The organism is Serratia sp. CY56464 (assembly GCF_052168435.1).
GTDB lineage: Bacteria > Pseudomonadota > Gammaproteobacteria > Enterobacterales > Enterobacteriaceae > Serratia > Serratia marcescens.
Genome location: NZ_JBJNMV010000002.1, coordinates 186,025 through 200,986, shown reverse-complemented (window position 1 = coordinate 200,986; position 14,962 = coordinate 186,025). Strand labels below are relative to the sequence as shown.

9 protein-coding genes are annotated in these 14,962 nt (G+C 62.0%); 7 read left to right on the top strand and 2 right to left on the bottom strand.

Features of this window, described 5'->3' with window-relative positions:
• The first annotated feature begins 5 nt into the window (after nucleotides 1-5).
• The 6 genes from argF (at nucleotide 6) to ACJ8KE_RS14555 (ending at nucleotide 8,159) form a co-directional block, all read left to right on the top strand.
• Nucleotides 6-1,025 (top strand): ornithine carbamoyltransferase, encoded by a 1,020-nt coding sequence (gene argF / locus ACJ8KE_RS14580; RefSeq protein ID WP_016929280.1) that lies wholly within the window; start codon nucleotides 6-8, stop codon nucleotides 1,023-1,025.
• Nucleotides 1,026-1,221: 196 nt separating this feature from the next.
• Nucleotides 1,222-2,790, top strand: coding sequence for an ABC transporter substrate-binding protein (locus tag ACJ8KE_RS14575; RefSeq protein WP_442517296.1), 1,569 nt, complete (start codon nucleotides 1,222-1,224; stop codon nucleotides 2,788-2,790).
• A 289-nt stretch (nucleotides 2,791-3,079) separates the two neighbouring features.
• Nucleotides 3,080-4,015, top strand: a complete 936-nt coding sequence (gene pyrB / locus ACJ8KE_RS14570; protein WP_004933375.1) for an aspartate carbamoyltransferase — start codon at nucleotides 3,080-3,082, stop codon at nucleotides 4,013-4,015.
• A gap of 12 nt (nucleotides 4,016-4,027) precedes the next feature.
• The gene (gene pyrI / locus ACJ8KE_RS14565; protein ID WP_004933377.1) at nucleotides 4,028-4,492 is read left to right on the top strand and encodes an aspartate carbamoyltransferase regulatory subunit; all 465 of its coding nucleotides are present in this window, start codon (nucleotides 4,028-4,030) and stop codon (nucleotides 4,490-4,492) included.
• Nucleotides 4,493-4,590: 98 nt separating this feature from the next.
• Entirely contained in the window at nucleotides 4,591-4,977 is a 387-nt protein-coding gene (ridA, locus tag ACJ8KE_RS14560; protein WP_016929282.1) for a 2-iminobutanoate/2-iminopropanoate deaminase, read from the top strand.
• Between the two features lie 203 nt (nucleotides 4,978-5,180).
• Nucleotides 5,181-8,159: an amino acid adenylation domain-containing protein gene (locus ACJ8KE_RS14555; protein WP_442517295.1), complete on the top strand. Its 2,979-nt coding sequence runs from the start codon at nucleotides 5,181-5,183 to the stop codon at nucleotides 8,157-8,159.
• A gap of 36 nt (nucleotides 8,160-8,195) precedes the next feature.
• Here ACJ8KE_RS14555 and ACJ8KE_RS14550 read toward each other — a convergent pair whose 3' ends face one another.
• Nucleotides 8,196-10,586: a beta-N-acetylhexosaminidase gene (locus ACJ8KE_RS14550; RefSeq protein WP_442517294.1), complete on the bottom strand. Its 2,391-nt coding sequence runs from the start codon at nucleotides 10,584-10,586 to the stop codon at nucleotides 8,196-8,198.
• Between the two features lie 211 nt (nucleotides 10,587-10,797).
• The gene (mgtA, locus tag ACJ8KE_RS14545; protein ID WP_079451137.1) at nucleotides 10,798-13,506 is read right to left on the bottom strand and encodes a magnesium-translocating P-type ATPase; all 2,709 of its coding nucleotides are present in this window, start codon (nucleotides 13,504-13,506) and stop codon (nucleotides 10,798-10,800) included.
• A gap of 424 nt (nucleotides 13,507-13,930) precedes the next feature.
• On the opposite strand from mgtA, the gene treR reads away from it, so the two are divergent.
• On the top strand, nucleotides 13,931-14,878 hold the full coding sequence (gene treR / locus ACJ8KE_RS14540; RefSeq protein WP_079451138.1) for a trehalose operon repressor TreR: 948 nt from the start codon (nucleotides 13,931-13,933) through the stop codon (nucleotides 14,876-14,878).
• The last annotated feature ends 84 nt before the right edge of the window (nucleotides 14,879-14,962 follow it).

Sequence of the window (14,962 nt, the reverse complement as noted above, 5' to 3'; positions counted from 1 at the left end):
GGACTATGAGCACCGGCAATGCGTTCTACCAACGTCACTTTCTGAGGTTAATGGATTTCACCCCCGCCGAACTGCAGGCGCTGCTGAAGCTGGCGGCCGATCTGAAACAGGCCAAAAAGCAGGGGCGGGAACCGCGCCGGCTGCTGGGCAAAAACATTGCGCTCATCTTCGAAAAAGACTCGACCCGCACGCGATGCTCTTTCGAAGTTGCCGCATTCGATCAGGGCGCGCAGGTGACCTATCTCGGCCCAAGCGGCAGCCAGATCGGCCATAAAGAGTCGATGAAAGACACCGCCCGGGTGCTGGGCCGCCTGTACGACGGCATTCAGTATCGCGGCTACGGCCAGGCGCTGGTGGAAACCCTGGCGGAACATGCCGGCGTGCCGGTGTGGAACGGCCTGACCGACGAGTTCCACCCTACCCAATTGCTGGCGGATCTGCTCACCGTGCAGGAACACCTGCCGGGCAAGGCGCTGAGTGAAGTGAAGCTGGCGTACGTCGGCGACGCGCGCAACAACATGGGCAACACGCTGCTGGAAGCCGCCGCGCTGGCGGGCATGGATCTGCGGCTGGTGGCGCCGAAGGCCTGCTGGCCGCAGCCGGAGCTGGTGGCCGAATGCCAGGCGCTGGCGCAGCAAACCGGCGCGAAACTCACCCTGACCGAAGACATCGCCGAAGGGGTGCAAGACGCCGACTTCCTCTACACCGACGTGTGGGTGTCGATGGGCGAACCGAAAGAAACCTGGCAAGAGCGTATCGCGCTGCTGCGGCCGTATCAGGTCAACATGGCGATGCTGAAACTGACCGGCAACCCGAACGTGAAGTTCCTGCACTGCCTGCCGGCGTTCCACGACGACCAAACCACGCTCGGCAAGCAGATGGCGCAGCAGTACGATCTGCACGGCGGCATGGAAGTGACCGACGAGGTGTTCGAGTCAGCGCACAGCGTGGTGTTCGATCAGGCGGAAAACCGGCTGCATACCATCAAGGCGGTGCTGGTCGCCACGCTGAGCGAAACCCTCTGACAATCCTCCTCCTCCGCCCTGGCGCCCCCGGCCAGGGCGGCTAATATATTCCAGGAATATCAAATAGCGCATTGACCTTTGCCCGCCGCCGGCAAAGGTTCTACCGTGACAGGCCGACGGCGCCCGCGCCGTAAAAACCAACGATAACAAACCGTTCTCAGCGCCACCTTGTGGCGCCTTCAGGGGATATACACCGATGAAAGCCAAACTCTTGCCGCTGTTCCTGCTCGCCGCCCTGCCCGCCGCCGTGTTAGCCGCCACGCCGCCGAATACGCTGGTGGTGGTGCAATCGCTGGATGACATCGTCAGCCTCGATCCGGCGGAAGCCAACGAACTCTCCAGCATCCAGACGGTGCCCAGCCTGTACCAGCGCTTGGTGCAGGCGGATCGCGACGATCCGGCCAAGGTGGCGCCGGTGCTGGCGGAAAGCTGGCAGAGCGATGCGGCGGCCAAAACGCTGACGGTGAAGCTGCGGCCGCAGGCGGCGTTCGCCTCCGGCAACCCGCTGACCGCCGACGACGTGATCTTCTCCTACAGCCGCGCGGTGAAAATGAACAAGTCGCCGGCGTTCATCCTCAACGTGCTCGGCTGGCAGCCGGACAACATCGACGCGCAGCTCAAGAAGATCGACGAACATACCGTGCAACTGCGCTGGACGGCGGACGTCAGTCCGGCGGTGGCGCTGAATATCCTCTCGACGCCGATCGCCTCGATCGTCGACAGCAAAGCGGCGCTGGCCAACGTCAAAGACGGCGACTTCGGCAACGCCTGGCTGAAGATGCACTCCGCCGGCAGCGGCCCGTTCAAGATGCGCGTCTATCAGCCGCACCAGGCGATCGTGCTGGACGCCAACCCCACCTCGCCGGGCGACAAGCCGCAGCTGAACAACATCATCATTAAAAACGTGCCGGATCCGGCCACCCGCCGCCTGCTGCTCCAGCAGGGCGACGCCGATATCGCCCGCGAACTGGGCGCCGACCAGACCGACACGCTGAAGAACCAGCCGGGCGTCAAGGTGCTGGAGATCCCGTCCGCCGAGCAAAACTATCTGGTGTTCAACACCGGCAACGGCGCCAATCCGCTGCTGAACAACCCGGCCTTCTGGGAAGCGGCGCGCTACTTGGTGGATTATCAGGGCATCACGAAGGAGCTGCTGAAGGGCCAATACTTCGTGCACCAGAGCTTCCTGCCGGTCGGGCTGCCGGGCGCGCTGGAGAGCAACCCGTTCAGCTACGATCCGGCCAAGGCGAAAGCCATCCTGGCCAAGGCGGGCATCACCCACGCCGCCTTTACGCTGGACGTGGAGAACAAACCGCCGTTCATCACCATCGCGCAGGCGCTGCAGGGCAGCTTCGCCGCCGCCGGCGTGAAGATCGAGCTGCTGCCGGCCGCGGGCAGCCAGGTTTACTCGCGCGTGCGCGCCAGACAGCATCAGGCGGCGATCCGGCTGTGGATCCCGGATTACTTCGACGCCCACTCCAACGCCAGCGCCTTCGCTTACAACGACGGCAAGAGCAGCACGGTGGCCGGGCTGAACGGCTGGCAGATCCCGCAGTTGAATAAGCAGACGCTGGCGGCGCTGGCCGAAGCCGATCCGGCCAAGCGCCGCGCGCTGTACACCGCCATGCAGCAGGAGCTGCAGCACAGTTCGCCGTACGTGTTTATCGATCAGGCTAAAACCGAAGTGGTGCTGCGCGACAACGTCAAAGGCTATCAACAAGGGTTGAACGCCGACATGGTCTACTACGATCGCGTCAGCAAATAGCCGGCGAGCGGCCATCGCCGGCCAATCGATTGCGGGGCGGCAAAAAACGGCGTTTTAACGCTTGCAGTGGCGAAAAGCGCGAGTATAATGCGCCACAATTTGCCAGGAGAAAGCATGAAAAACGACGTTTGTTTTGTTAGCCGCAATCGACAAAACCGACTGCCTATCGGCGGCCAGCTGCCGTTGTTTCTCCTGTTGCTAAACCGATCTTTTCAAGCCCCTCATTGAGGGGCTTTTTTTTGCCTTAAAAAGTCCCGCGCCACGGGCACGCGTCGAGGAGGAGTGAAAAATGGCCAACCCGCTGTATCACAAACACATCATCTCTATTAACGATCTCAGCCGCGAGGATCTGGAGCTGGTGCTGCGCACCGCCGCCGGTCTGAAAGCCAACCCGCAGCCGGAGCTGTTGAAACACAAGGTGATCGCCAGCTGCTTCTTCGAAGCCTCGACCCGTACCCGCCTGTCGTTCGAAACCTCGATGCACCGCCTCGGCGCCTCGGTGGTCGGTTTCGCCGACGGCAGCAACACCTCGCTCGGCAAGAAAGGCGAAACCCTGGCCGACACCATCTCGGTGATCAGCACCTACGTGGACGCCATCGTGATGCGCCATCCGCAGGAAGGCGCGGCGCGCATGGCCTCGGAGTTCTCCGGCAACGTGCCGGTGCTCAACGCCGGCGACGGCGCCAACCAGCACCCGACCCAGACCCTGCTGGATCTGTTCACCATCCAGGAAACCCAGGGCCGCCTGAGCAACCTCAGCATCGCCATGGTCGGCGACCTGAAGTACGGCCGCACCGTGCACTCGCTCACCCAGGCGCTGGCCAAGTTCGAAGGCAACCGCTTCTACTTCATCGCCCCGGACGCGCTGGCGATGCCGGCCTACATCCTGAAAATGCTGGAAGAGAAAGGCATCGAGTACAGCCTGCACGGCAGCATTGAAGAAGTGGTGCCGGAGCTGGATATTCTCTACATGACCCGGGTGCAGAAAGAGCGCCTCGATCCGTCCGAGTACGCCAACGTGAAGGCGCAGTTCGTGCTGCGCGCCGCGGATCTGGCCGGCGCGCGCGCCAACCTCAAGGTGCTGCACCCGCTGCCGCGCATCGACGAGATCGCCACCGACGTGGATAAAACGCCGCACGCTTACTACTTCCAGCAGGCGGGCAACGGCATCTTCGCCCGCCAGGCGCTGCTGGCGCTGGTGCTCAACGCAGATTTGGCTCTTTAAGGGGGAACCGCCATGACTCATGACAACAAACTGCAGGTGGAAGCGATCAAATGCGGCACGGTAATCGACCACATTCCGGCGCAGATCGGTTTCAAACTGCTGACGCTGTTCAAGCTGACCGCCACCGACCAGCGCATCACCATCGGCCTGAACCTGCCCTCCAACGAGCTGGGCCGCAAGGATCTGATCAAGATCGAGAACACCTTCCTGACCGAGCAGCAGGCCAACCAACTGGCGATGTACGCGCCGAAGGCCACGGTAAACCGCATCGACAACTATGAAGTGGTGCGCAAGCTGACCCTCAGCCTGCCGGACCACATCGACGGCGTGCTGACCTGCCCGAACGGCAACTGCATCAGCCGCAGCGAGCCGGTGGCGTCGAGCTTCAGCGTCAAATCGCGCGGCGGCGAAGTGCACCTGAAATGCCGCTACTGCGAAAAAGAGTTCGAGCATCAGGTGGTGTTGCAGGCCGACTAAGCCCGGCATGGGCGCCGGGAGATGGCGCTGTCATTCTCCCGGTGACGCCCTATAATGGGATTTCTGGATAGAACAATCCTCGTTTATCAGGAGAAAACATGTCACGTAACATCAGCACTGAACTCGCCCCGGCAGCCATTGGTCCTTACGTGCAGGGCGTTGATCTGGGCAGCATGATCATCACTTCCGGCCAGATCCCGGTCGATCCGAAAACCGGCTCCGTCGCCGACGACGTCGCCGCACAGGCGCGCCAGTCGCTGGAAAACGTCAAGGCGATCGTCGAAGCCGCCGGCCTGCTCGTTGCCGACATCGTGAAAACCACCGTGTTCGTGAAAGACCTGAACGACTTCGCCACCGTCAACGCCGCGTACGAAGCCTTCTTCACCGAGCACAGCGCGCCGTTCCCGGCCCGCTCCTGCGTAGAAGTGGCGCGTCTGCCGAAAGACGTGAAGATCGAAATCGAAGCCATCGCCGTGCGTCGTTAATCGACGCGCACGCGAATCACGGTCAGCTTCGGCTGGCCGTTTTTATTGATAATAATTTTTTAACCCAATTAATTTATAGCGATAGCGTAATATCGTTCACATTTACAATTCCCTAATAAAAATACGCCTATAATTGTTTTTCACCCGGCCGGGTCATTGCTGTTTCATTTCGTTCACTTCGTGAATAATGACAGGAGATAACCATGGCACCTAGCGTATTGGATTATTTTATCCAACAAGCTTCCCGTTATCCGGAAAAACTTGCCGTCGTCGGCGATAATAAACGCCTGACCTACCGTCAATTGGATGAAGCCAGCAGCGCACTGTGCGCGCTGTTGCTACGGCGGGGCGTGGCGCCCGGCAGCTATGTGCCGCTCGTCACGCTGCGCACGCCGGAAATGCTGATCGGTATGTTGGCGATCGTCAAAGCCGGCGCAGGCTATATTCCCATCGACGCCCGTTACCCGGAAAAAAGAATACAGGATATCGTTACGCAAAGCGGTTCCCCTTTAATACTCGCCAGCAACGCGACGATAGCGCTTTCGGAAAATAACTTCAGCGAGGATATTATTTATATTGATAATATATCAATTTCTCCGCAGGAGAATATAACGTTAATTTCTCCGTCTCCCGATGCCATCGTTTATCTCATTTTCACTTCAGGTACCACCGGCAAACCGAAAGGTGTGCTGATAGAACATCAGTCGCTGCTGAATTTAATTCTCTGGCATAACAAGCAATTCGCTATGGATGCCGAAAGTCGTTCTACGCTGATCGCCGGCTTGAGTTTCGACGTTGCGCAATGGGAGATCTGGTCGCCTCTGACCAGCGGCGGCACATTGTATCTGCCCCCGGAAGACGCTCGCCTGCAGCCGGAAGTCCTGCTGGCCTACTTTGCCGAACAGGGCATTACCCACGCCAGCCTGCCCGCCGTACTGGTCGCCGAAGTGGTCGGCGCGCCGCAACCGGCCAATCTGGCGCTGCGGTATCTGTTCAGCTCAGGGGAGAAACTTCATCCGGTCGATCTGCGCGGCATCGATTATTCATTGATCGATTACTACGGCCCGACGGAAGCCACCATCTTCGCCACCTGCAACCGGGTGGCTTGCGCCACGCAAAACCCGCCCGCCAGCATTGGGCGGCCCATCGGCGATACCGAAATCTTCATCCTCGATGACCGACTGCAGCCCGTGATCGGCGATCGCCCCGGCGAGCTGTATATCAGCGGCCGCTGTCTGGCCCGCGGCTACCTGAACAATCCGGCGTTGACCGCCGAGCGCTTCATCACCCCGCCTCACTTCGCCGGATTGCGCCTGTACCGCAGCGGCGATCGGGCTCGTTGGCTGGCGGATGGCCGCATTCAATATCTGGGCCGTATCGACGATCAGGTCAAAATCCGCGGCAATCGCATTGAACTGGGCGAAATCGAAAACGCCATGCTGCAGGTTGCGGGCATCCGTAAAGCGGTGGCCGCCGTGGCGGCGGCAGATGATCCGCTGGGCAAGAAAATCGTGGCGTTTCTGGTCGCGGAGTGTGACGGCGAAAACGTGATCGCACGCGTCCGACAGAAACTGAAAGAAACGCTGCCCACCGCATTTCTGCCCGCCGATTATCGTTTACTGCAACACATGCCGCTGAACAACAACGGCAAGATCGACAAAGCGGCTCTGTTGGCGCATTACCAACCGGTCAGCGCCGGCGTTGCGCAACCGCTGACCGCCGATCAGCGCATCGTCGCCGATCTCTGGCGTTCGTTGCTGAAAGTGGAACAGCCCGCAACCGACGATGATTTTTTCTCGCTGGGCGGCCATTCGCTGTTGGCGGCCAAGCTGATGACGGCGCTGGCCGAGGCATTTGCCGTCGAGACTTCGGTGCACGACATCTATGAATATCCCACTCTGGGTGCCCTGGCACAGGCACTGGCACAACGCAGAGACCGGCAACCGACACAGCGGCAAGGCGAAGCGCGTGCCTTACAGGATGATGTGTATTTGCCGTCGGATCTCGTCATCGATCCGACGTTCGATCCGCGGCAAATCAGCGCGCCGCGCGCCATTTTGCTGACCGGCGCCACCGGCTTCGTCGGCGCGCATCTGTTGGCCGATCTGCTGCGCACCACCGACGCCGAGCTGTACTGTCTGGTGCGCGACGGCGCCAAACTGCCGCCGAGACAGCGGCTGGAGGCGGTGCTGCAGCGCTACCGGATCGCGCTGAACGCCAGCCAGCACGCGCGCATTCATATCGTGCCTGGCAACGTAGCGGAACACGACTTTTCGCTGACGCCGGCGGCCTACAGGGCGTTAAGCCGAGATATCGATCTGATTTACCATTCGGCCAGCGCGGTGAATTTTATCCAGCCTTACGCCTACATGAAGCGCGACAACGTGCAGGGCCTGCGGGAAATCATTCGCTTCGCGGCGCATAGCCGCACCAAGCCGCTGATGCTGCTGTCGACCATCTCCGTATACAGCTGGGGGCATCTGCACACCGGCAAGCGGGTGATGCGGGAAAGCGACGATATCGACCAAAACCTGCCGGCGGTCAGCCGCGATATCGGCTACGTGCGCAGCAAATGGGTGATGGAGAAAATCGCCGATTTGGCGGCGGCGCAAGGCCTGCCGCTGATGACCTTCCGCCTGGGCTACGCCACCTGCCACAGCCGTACCGGCGTCAACGCCGATTATCAATGGTGGGGACGGCTGGTGAAAACCTGCATCAGCAGCGGCACGGTGCCGGATTTGCGGGATATGCGCGAAGGGTTGACCACGGTGGATTACATGACCCGGGCCATCGCCCACGTCTCTCGCAACCCGCAGGCGCTGGGGCAGAAATTCAACCTGATCCATCAAGGTGACAATAATCTGACGCTGCGTGAGTTTTTCAGCCTGCTGGAGCGCGAGTTCGGTTATCGTTTTCGTCCCTTGCCCTTCGCACAGTGGCGGGCACAATGGGAAAACGACAGCGACGCGCCGCTGTACCCGCTGCTCAGCCTGTTCAAGGATCCTATGGTAGACGAGCTATCGACGGTGGAGCTCTATCAAGACACCTATCGGTGGGACTGCAGCAACCTGCAACGCTTCCTGCAGGGCAGCGGTATCGATGAGCCGCGCTTCACCCGCCAGCTGCTGCTGAATTACCTGCAGCACGCCATCGGGTATGCGCCGCTGTCGCTACAGGCGTAACAAAACCGGGGCTCAACTGGCCGAGCCCCGTCACCCTCACTCCGTTTTAAGCCCCCGCAGCAGCGCCTCCAACGGGTACACCGCGGCAATCACCACTTCGTCGCGCGTCTGCGCCGCCGCATCCAGCCGGCGCTGCGCTCGTTCGGCCTCGGCCCGGCTCAGCGGTTTGTCCTGCTGATGGCGATCCAGCAGCGTTAACCCCAATGCGGCCAGGGCATCCACGTCCTGCGCCACCGGCGCCAGATCTTGCAGCGTGCGGTTGCCCACGATCGCCGTCTGCAGCGCCGCGCCGTTCGCCTGCCAGCGCTGCAGCCGTTCGCGCAGCGCCTGCGCCGCCGCCTTATCGCGCTTATCCTTCAGCAGAGCCGCGACCTGCGCATGCATGGCGCGCACCGCCTCGCTCTCCGGCGGCAGCGCATCGGCAAAGCGGTTCAGCGGTTCGAACTGGTGATAGTTGCCGGCCTGGAACTTCAGGTGCTGGCGGGTGTAATACTGCGCCGGTTCCACCGCCTCGGCCAGGATCTGCAGCGGCATGATCTGCACGCTGTTGCTCAGCCGGGTGAATTCGCGCGCCGTTTCCGCGTGCTGCTGCAGGCCGACCGACACCACCGACCAGGCGTCGATCGCCGCCAGCCGCCGGTACATGTTGTTCTCATCGGTGACGTCCTGCGCCGACCACAGCCGCTCCGCCACCGCAAAGGCGCGCGGCCACAGCTTGAGATCGATCAGCGGCGCACGCACGTTTTCCGCCCACAGCGCCGCTTCCCCGCCGAGGATCTTGGCCTGCCCCTTCTCATCCGGCACCACCGGCATCTTGCCCGCCGGCGCCGCCGCCAGTTTCTCGCCCTGGGTGGGGTAACGCACGTTGCCGACCAGCGTATAGCCGCTGAGCTTGTCCTGTTGCAGCGTAAACACCGGCCGCGTGTCGCCCATCCAGGTATCGACGCGGAACGTCACCTGCTGCGGCGTGCGCCAGACGATATCGTGCACCGCGCGGCGCGATTTGCCGTTGAAATCGATAAAGCCGCGCCAGCCCTGCTTGCCCTCGATCAACGTGAAGCTGCCCTCCACCGCGCTGCCCTTCAGGCGCGGCATGCTGAAACGCCAGCTTTGCGCCTGCTCGCCGGGCTGCACCGCCGTCTCAACCCCCAGCGGCTGCGGCAGAATTTCATTGCGGTAGTGATAGGCGGTGCTTTGCGGCTGATCGAGGTAGAAACCGGTGGAGAGGATGCCCTGATAGCCGTCCTGCGCGCTGGCGCCCAGCGAGTCTTGCCCCTGCCAGGACTGAATGACGATCGAACGCGGCAGCGACGGATGATAGATCTCGTCCCAGCCGACCATCTGCCGCTGGTGCTTCTCGAGGATCTTTTCCAGCTTCTGGTTGAAGTAGGCCTGCAGCGCATGGGTATCCGCCAGCCCGTTCTGCTGCATAAACGCCTGAATCGACGGCGACGCCCGCCACTGGCTGGCGTCCACTTCGTCGCCGCCGATGTGCAGATAAGGATCGGGGAAGATCGCCGCCAGCTCGCCGACGATCGTATCGACAAACCGATACACCTCGTCTCGGGTCGGATCGAGCGTCGGCTTATGCACGCCCCACTCGCGCTCCATGCGATACGGCCCCGGCGCGCTCATCAGGTCGGGATAGGCCACCGCGATGCTGGAGGCGTGCCCCGGCATGTCGATCTCCGGCACCACGCGAATGCCGCGCGCCGTGGCGTAAGCCACCACCTGCTGCATTTGCTCACGGGTGTAGAACTGGCCGTCGCTGGCCTGCTGCTGCAATTTAGGGTAATGCTCGGAGGCGAAGCGCCAGCCCTGATCGTCGGTCAGGTGCCAGTGGAATACGTTGAGCTTGGCCGCCGCCATGCCGTCGAGCTGGCGCAAAATGTCCGGCAGCGGCAGGAAATGGCGCGCCGAATCCAGCAGCACGCCGCGCCACGGAAAACGCGGCACGTCGCGAATATCCACCAATGGCAGGAAAGTGTTTTGCCCGTCGGTCTGCAGCAGTTGCAGCAGGGTCTCCATGCCGCGCAGCGCGCCGAAGCGGGTGTTGGCGGTCAGCGTGGCGCCCTGCGGCGTGACCGCCAGCCGGTAACTCTCATCGCTGCCCGGCAGCGGCTGCGCCGCCACCCGATCCTTGATCACCACCCTGATCGCCGCGCCGTTCGCTTCCTCCCTCGGCGCCAGCGTCCAACCGGTCTGCAGTTCGATGCGCTGGCGCCAGCGCGGCAGCGCGTCACCCAAGTCGTCACCCTGCAGCGTCAGGGACAAACGGTGATCCAAAACCAGCTTGCCCGCCGGTTGCGTCACTTCCACCTGCTGCGGCCAGGGCATCAGCGGCAAATCACCCGCCGGCTGCGCCAGCGCGCCGCAAGAAAACCATAACGATGAAGCCAGTAGCGTATAACGGAAAGGTCTGTGCATCGGAAATTCCTCAGAGGAAAAAAACAAAATATCCCCAATGAATTTCAAACCACCGCTAGGCGATAAACAACAACGCGGTGGCTTGAAAGGCGCAGGGGAAAACAGCCAACGCTGTAGATAAAGACTCAGCACAGAACAGATGTCCAACCGTTGCGGTGAAAAAGCGGACGGGATCACAGTTGCCCCCTCCGGGCCGGAGGGGGCGAACGGGTTATTGCCAGCCGTAGCGGCGCACGAACCAGCCTTTCACGCACTGGGTCAGCACCATGTAACCGGCGAGGATCAGCACCAGCCACGGGAAGTAGCCGAGCGGCAGCGCCTGCAGCTGCAAGAAGCCGGCCAGCGGTGAGAACACCAGGCCGATGCCGGTGGCGATCACCGCCAGCGTCATGATGCACAGCGGCCAGGACGGGCGGCTCTGGATAAACGGAATTTTGCGCGTGCGGATCATGTGCACGATCAGCGTTTGCGACAGCAGCCCTTCCACGAACCAGCCGGACTGGAACAGCGTCTGCATGTCCGGCGTATTGGCCTTGAATACCCACCACATCAGGCTGAAGGTCAGCGCGTCGAAAATTGAACTGATCGGCCCAAAGAACACCATAAACCGCCCCAGATCGGCGGAGTTCCAGCGCTGCGGCTGAGTGATTTGATCATCGTCGACGTTATCGAACGGGATGGCGATCTGCGAGATGTCGTACATCAGGTTCTGAATCAACAGGTGTAGCGGCAACATCGGCAGAAACGGCAGGAAGGCGCTGGCGATCAGCACGCTGAACACGTTGCCGAAGTTGGAGCTGGCGGTCATCTTGATGTATTTCAGCATGTTGGCGAAGGTGCGGCGCCCTTCGATCACCCCCTGCTCCAGCACCATCAGGCTTTTTTCCAGCAGGATGATGTCCGCCGCTTCCTTGGCGATGTCCACCGCCGAATCGACGGAGATGCCGATATCGGCCGCGCGCAGCGCCGGCGCGTCATTGATACCGTCGCCCATAAAGCCCACCACGTGCCCCTGGCGGCGCAGCAGTTTGACGATGCGCTCCTTGTGCAGCGGCGTCAGCTTGGCGAACACCGTGGTGCGCGCCGCCGCCTGCGCCAGCTGCTCGTCGTCCATCTGCTCGATCTCGCTGCCGCGCAGCAGATGATCGGCCTCGAGCCCGACGTCACGGCACACTTTGGCGGCCACCAGCTCGTTGTCGCCGGTGAGGATCTTCACCGTGACGCCGTTCTGTTTCAGCGCCGCCAGCGCCGGTGCGGTGCTTTCCTTCGGCGGATCGAGGAAGGCGACGTAGCCTTCGAGGATCAGATCCGACTCGTCCGCCACGCCGTATTCATGGGTTTGCGCCGGCAGGATCTTGTTGGCCACTGCTACCACCCGCAGCCCCTGCTGGTTGAGATCGTCGGTGATGCAGCGGATCCTCGCCAGCAGCGCCTCGCTCAGCGGGATCACCTCGTCTTCGTGGCGCACGTGGCTGCAAATCGCCAGCATCTCTTCCAGCGCGCCCTTGCACACCAGCTCGTGATACTCGTTGTCTTTGGCCACCACCACCGACATGCGGCGGCGCACGAAGTCGAACGGGATCTCATCCACCTTACGGTAGTTTTGCAGCGCCTCCGGCTGCCGGTTCTGCTCCGCGCAGCTCAGCACCGCCACGTCGAGCAGGTTTTTCAGCCCGGTCTGGTAGAAGCTGTTCAGCCAGGCGTAGCGCAGCACCCGCTCGCTGCCGGCGCCGAACGCATCGGTATGGCGCTCCAGCACGATCTTGTCCTGGGTCAGAGTGCCGGTCTTGTCGGTGCACAGAATATCCATGGCGCCGAAGTTCTGGATGGCGTCCAGCCGTTTGACGATCACCTTCTGGCGCGACAGCTTCACCGCCCCTTTGGCCAGCGTCGAGGTGACGATCATCGGCAGCATCTCCGGCGTCAGCCCGACCGCCACCGACAGCGCGAACAGCGCCGCCTCCCACCAGTCGCCCTTGGTGTAGCCGTTGATCAGCAGCACGATCGGCGTCATCACCAGCATAAAGCGGATCAGCAGCCAACTGACCTTGCTGATGCCGCTCTGGAAGGCGTTCGGCTGCTCATCCTGGCTGGTGACGCGCTGCGCCAGCTGGCCGAAATAGGTGCCGCCGCCGGTGCCGATCACCATCGCCAGCGCGGTGCCGCTGACCACGTTGGTGCCCATGAAGCACAGGTTCTGGCAGTCGAGCGGATCGGCCGCCAACAATTGCGGCGCGGCGGATTTCTCCACCGGCAGCGATTCGCCGGTCAGCGCCGCCTGGCTGATGAACAGATCCTTGGCCGACAGCACGCGCAGATCCGCCGGGATCATGTCGCCGGCCGCCAGCTTGATGATGTCGCCCGGCACCAGCTGTGCGATCGGCAGCTCCACGTGTTCGCTCTTGCCGGTGTGCGCGTCGCTGCGGATCACCGTGGCGGTGTTGCTCACCATCGCCTTCAGCGCATCGGCCGCCCGGTTGGAGCGCGCCTCCTGGATGAAGTTCAGCAACGTGGAGATCAGCACCATCAGCGCGATCACCAAGGCGCCGGTGAGATCCTCGGTGGCGTAAGAGATCATGCCGAGCGCGGTCAGCAGCAGGTTGAACGGGTTGCGGTAGCAGTGCCACAGGTGCTGCCACCAGGCCTCTTTCTGCTGATCGTCGATGACGTTCTCGCCGCAGCGCCGGCGAACCTGTTCCGCCTCATAGGCGGTGATGCCTTCCGGGTGGCTGTGAAAACGCTCAAACAGCTGCATCGTCTCTGCGGCGGCGCATGCCAGCCGCTGCTGCGCCAGGCCGGCAGGCATATCGCGCGCAGCGCCGCTGACGCCGTCCAGCAAGCTGTCGCGGCGTACCAAACGGCGCGGGAGGCCGCGGGCGAACAGGCCCAGCAGCTGACGGGGGAGTTTTTTCAGTTTCATGGTTCGCACCTCGTCGCCCGGTGCCTCACGGCAGCGGGTAAACGGGGATCGTCATCGGCCGGGCGGATGGCGGGTGCGCCAAAAAGCCTCTGCCAACGCAGATCCTTATTCTTTTTTTCAGCAGCAGGAGCGAACGACGAAGCGCGCGCTACCGGTTACCGTGATGTACTTCACCGGTAAAACAGCAGCGCCAGGCGGAGAGGTTTTACCGGAGAACCGAGTGAGTGTCTAAAGCAGTCGGGTCGGGGTCCATATGGGGTATAACCTCCGGTAAAGGGAAAAACAGAGCGGCAGGAGCGGCCGTTCAGCGCAGTGCAACAATCCCGTTTTGCATCAAGATCCCCGTAGGAAAATGAGCTATGCTGACGGGCATTGTTTTACAGGCCGTTATGTTACGCCTGTCCACTTCAACGAAAAGTAAACCATGCAAAACCGGCTGACCATCAAGGACATCGCACGCCTGAGCGGCGTAGGCAAATCCACCGTCTCACGCGTGTTGAACAATGAAGGCAGCGTGAGCCCGCAAACCCGTGAACGGGTGGAAGCGGTGATCCGTCAGCAAGGGTTTACCCCCTCCAAGTCGGCGCGCGCCATGCGCGGCCAGAGCGACAAAGTGGTGGGCATCATCGTTTCCCGTCTCGATTCGCCGTCGGAGAACCAGGCGGTGCGCACCATGCTGCCGTTGCTGTACCAGCAGGGCTTCGATCCGATCGTGATGGAGAGCCAGTTCGAAACCCGCCTGGTGCAGGAGCATCTGCACGTACTGCATCAGCGCAACGTCGACGGCGTGATCCTGTTTGGCTTCACCGGCCTGACCGCGGCGATGCTCAAGCCGTGGCAGGAAAAAATGGTGGTGATGGTGCGCGAATACGACGGCTTCTCGTCCGTCTGCTACGACGACGCCGGCGCGGTGAACCTGTTGATGGATCGCCTGTATCAACAAGGGCATCGGCATATTGGCTATCTGGGGGTGCAGCTCAGCGACGCCACCACCGGCCAGCGCCGCTATCAGGCCTATCTCGACGCCTGCGAACGCCTCACGCTCACGCCGCGCGCCGCGCTGGGCGAGCTGAGCTACCAGAGCGGTTTCCAGCACGCCGCCGAAGTGATCGATGCGCACACCAGCGCGCTGATCTGCGCCTCCGACAGCATCGCCCTCGGCGCGATCAAGTACCTGCAGCAGCAGCCGGCGCGCGCCATTCAAGTGTGCGCCATCGGCAACACCCCGCTGCTCAGCTTCCTGTTCCCCGACACCCTGTCGGTCGAGTTCGGCTACGGCAGCGCCGGCCTGCTGGCGGCGCAGCAGCTGCTGGCGCAGCTCAGCGGCGAACAGGGGATCCGCCGCCTGGTGGTGCCCAGCAAACTTTCCTGACGACCTGATTAGAAGTTGACCATTTTTTGTCATTTTGTGATCCTCACCCCAAACCGGGAACGTTCCCATTTCATTCAAAAAGCC

Coding starts and splice junctions, on each gene's coding strand:
- argF (WP_016929280.1), top strand. CDS start 6: ATGAGCACCGGCAATGCGTTCTACCAACGTCACTTTCTGAGGTTAATG.
- ACJ8KE_RS14575 (WP_442517296.1), top strand. CDS start 1,222: ATGAAAGCCAAACTCTTGCCGCTGTTCCTGCTCGCCGCCCTGCCCGCC.
- pyrB (WP_004933375.1), top strand. CDS start 3,080: ATGGCCAACCCGCTGTATCACAAACACATCATCTCTATTAACGATCTC.
- pyrI (WP_004933377.1), top strand. CDS start 4,028: ATGACTCATGACAACAAACTGCAGGTGGAAGCGATCAAATGCGGCACG.
- ridA (WP_016929282.1), top strand. CDS start 4,591: ATGTCACGTAACATCAGCACTGAACTCGCCCCGGCAGCCATTGGTCCT.
- ACJ8KE_RS14555 (WP_442517295.1), top strand. CDS start 5,181: ATGGCACCTAGCGTATTGGATTATTTTATCCAACAAGCTTCCCGTTAT.
- ACJ8KE_RS14550 (WP_442517294.1), bottom strand. CDS start 10,586: ATGCACAGACCTTTCCGTTATACGCTACTGGCTTCATCGTTATGGTTT.
- mgtA (WP_079451137.1), bottom strand. CDS start 13,506: ATGAAACTGAAAAAACTCCCCCGTCAGCTGCTGGGCCTGTTCGCCCGC.
- treR (WP_079451138.1), top strand. CDS start 13,931: ATGCAAAACCGGCTGACCATCAAGGACATCGCACGCCTGAGCGGCGTA.